Annotated in this window: 3 protein-coding genes; all 3 read left to right on the top strand. The window is 68.3% G+C overall.

Annotation, left to right across the window (positions count from 1 at the left end; translation table 11 throughout):
- Nucleotides 1–421 (top strand): (2Fe-2S)-binding protein (locus AB7U92_RS24705; protein ID WP_428583121.1); only part of this gene is annotated, 421 nt, incomplete at its 5' end.
- The gene (locus AB7U92_RS24700) at nucleotides 414–1,961 is read left to right on the top strand and encodes an AMP-binding protein (protein ID WP_428583119.1); all 1,548 of its coding nucleotides are present in this window, start codon (nucleotides 414–416) and stop codon (nucleotides 1,959–1,961) included. The genes AB7U92_RS24705 and AB7U92_RS24700, both read left to right, overlap by 8 nt.
- 15 nt (nucleotides 1,962–1,976) lie before the next feature.
- Nucleotides 1,977–3,044: UbiD family decarboxylase (locus tag AB7U92_RS24695; protein WP_428583117.1), on the top strand; the 1,068-nt coding region annotated here is incomplete at its 3' end.

The following is a 3,044-nucleotide window of genomic DNA, read 5'->3' as shown; positions in this document are numbered from 1 at the left end:
TACCGGCACCCACGTGGGCTGTGAGCATGGCGTGTGCGGTGCCTGCACAGTGCAGATCGACGGCGTCGCGCAGCGCGCCTGTCTGACACTGGCCGTGCAGGTCGAAGGCCGTGAGGTCCGCACCGTGGAGAGCCTGGCCACGGACGATGCGGTGCTGGGTGACCTGCAGGCCGCCTTCAAACGTCACCATGCCCTGCAGTGCGGCTTTTGCACGCCGGGCATCTTGATGTCGTGCGCCGACTGGCTGGCACGCATTGCCGGCCGCGGCGTACCGGACGAAGCACAGGTGCGCGAGATGCTGTCCGGGCACCTGTGCCGCTGTACCGGCTACACCCCCATCGTCGCGGCGGTTCTGGACGTGGCGCGCGCAAGAGCGGAGACGACGCGCGCGCGCGTCGGGGCGGAGTCCTCGCATGCTTGATCTCGGACGCACCTTCCTGCAAAGCGTCGAGCGCAGCCCGCGCGAGGTGGCGATCGTCGACGGCGCGCTGCGCCTCAGCTACTACCAGTGGGCCCGCTGCGTCGGCGCAGCGCAGAGCGGGCTGGCCGAAGCCGGTCTCGTGCGCGGCGACCATCTGCTGGTGGTGCTGCAGAACCGCTGGGAGATGGCCACGCTGCACTGGGCCTGCCAGTTCGCGGGCATCGTGATGACGCCACTGAACTGGCGCGCCAAGCCCGAGGAGATCGACTACTGCCTGGCCGATGCCGACGCGAAAGCGATCGTCTGGGAGCCGGTTGCTGATGCCGCAGTGGCTGCTTCCTCGGCGGCGTCTCAGGCACTGCGCATCGGGGTGGGCGACGTTCATGGTGCAACGCTGCACTTCGAGGACTGGATGGTGGCCGATGCGGAGCCGATACCGCGAGCCGAGGCCGACGACTGGTCGCTGATGCTCTACACCAGCGGAACCACCGGCAAACCGAAGGGCGTTCCGCGGCGCCACCGGGCCGAGCGCATCGCCGCGCTGGCCCACGTGGCGCAGAACCGCTACGGGGTGGGTGAGTGCACGCTGGGCGTGATGCCGCTCTACCACACGATGGGCGTGCGCTCGCTGCTGTCGCTGGCGCTGATCGACGGGCGCTTCGTCTGCATCCCGCGCTTCGACGCCCGGCGCGCGCTCGAGGCGATCCGCGACGAGCAGGTGACGCACCTCTATCTCGTGCCGACGCTGTATCACGACCTGCTGTCGCACCCTTCGTTCGCGAGCATCGACACCCGCAGCGTGCGCAAGCTCGGCTTCGCCGGCGCACCGATGCACGACGCGCTGCTTCAGCGGCTGCAGGCCGCTTTCGAGCCGGAGTTGTTCGTCAATCACTACGGCAGTTCCGAGATCTACACCTTCTCGATCAATCAGCGCGCGGCCGAAAAGCCGGGTTCGGCAGGCCGTGCCGGGCTCAACACGCGGCTGCGCGTCGTCAGACTCGACCAGCGGGACCCGGCGTGCGCCACTGCGCCGATGGTAGAGGGCCAGATCATCGCGGAGCTGCGCAGCGACGAGGCCTTCGAGGGCTATCACAAGCGCCCCGACGCCGATGCGAAGAGCCTGCACCGCGGCTGGTACTTCACCGGTGACACCGGCTACGTCGACGGTGACGGCGACCTGTTCGTCACCGGCCGTGTCGACGACATGATCATCAGCGGCGGCGAGAACATCTCGCCGGTCGACATCGAGTCGGTGCTGTCGCTGCATCCGGCCGTCGACGAAGTGGCCGTGGCAGGTCTGCAAGACGAACGCTGGGGTCAGAAGGTCGTCGCCTTCGTGAAGGCACGCGTCCCGGTGGACGCGCAGTCGCTCGATGCGCACTGCCGCGAGAGCGACCTCGTCAACTTCAAGCGCCCGCGCGACTACGTCTTCGTGCGCGAGATCCCCAAGAGCCCGGTGGGCAAGGTGCTGCGGCGCAAGTTGCAGTCGGGCGAGTACGAGCCCGTGAACACCACGCTGCCCGCCATCCCCCCCGCCTGAAGAGAACTCGCCGTCATGACCGCTGCCCACACCAGCCTGCGAGGCTGGCTACGCCACCTCGCCGCCAGCAACCGTCTCGCCGCCATCCGGCCTGGCGTGGCACTCGAGCACGAGCTTGCCGCCATCGCCAAACGCCTCGACGGCCGGCAGGCAGCGCTCTTCCCACGGCCGTCAGGGCACCCGATCCCGGTGGTCTCCGGCTTCATGTCGCAACGCTCCTGGATCGCCGAAGCGATGGGCGTGCCGGAGGCGCGCCTGCTGCAGCAATTCCGTGCCGCGGCCGAGAAGCCGCTGGCCTGGCACGAGGTCGACGACGCCGTAGCGCCGGTTCGGCAGATCGTGCACCGCTTCGAGGACGGCAATGGCGACATCCGCGCACTGCTGCCCGTCCCGACGCACAGCGAACACGATCATGGTGCCTACATCACCGCGGGCCTGGTGATCGCGCGAAATCCGAAGTCAGGCGTCCAGAACGTCTCGATCAATCGAATCCAGATCCACGGCCCGGACCGGCTCGGCATCCTGATCCTGCCGCGGCACCTGCATGCCTTCTTTGCCGCCGCGGAGGCGAAGGGGGAAGCACTGGAGGTGGCGATCGCGATTGGCGTGGATCCGCTGACGGCGCTCGCCTCGCAGGCCATCGCCCCGATCGACTGCGACGAGCTGGAAATCGCTGGCGCCCTCCATGGCAAGCCGCTGCCGGTGGTGAAGTGCCTGACCAACGAGGTGCGCGTGCCGGCCGAGGCGGAGATCGTCATCGAAGGCCGCCTGCTGCCCCGCGTGCGCGAGCTCGAGGGACCGTTCGGCGAATTCCCGAAGTACTACAGCGCGCGCGAGGAACGCGAGGTCATCGCGATCGATGCCGTGACCCATCGCAGCGAGCCCGTGTTTCACACCATCGTGCCGGCCGAGATGGAGCATCTCCTGCTGGGTGCGATCCCGCGCGAGGCCACCTTGCTGGCCCATCTTCAGCGCAGCTTCCCGAACGTGACCGACGTGCACCTGACGGTCGGCGGCGTTGCACGCTACCACCTCGTCGTCCAGCTGAGGAAGACGCGCGAGGGTCAGGCCAAGAACGTCATG

The organism is Piscinibacter sp., from assembly GCF_050175855.1.
Taxonomy (GTDB): domain Bacteria; phylum Pseudomonadota; class Gammaproteobacteria; order Burkholderiales; family Burkholderiaceae_C; genus Piscinibacter.
Note: the sequence above shows the minus strand (reverse complement) of the source record. Positions and strands in the feature narration are given on the sequence as shown.

Coding starts and splice junctions, on each gene's coding strand:
- AB7U92_RS24700 (WP_428583119.1), top strand. CDS start 414: ATGCTTGATCTCGGACGCACCTTCCTGCAAAGCGTCGAGCGCAGCCCG.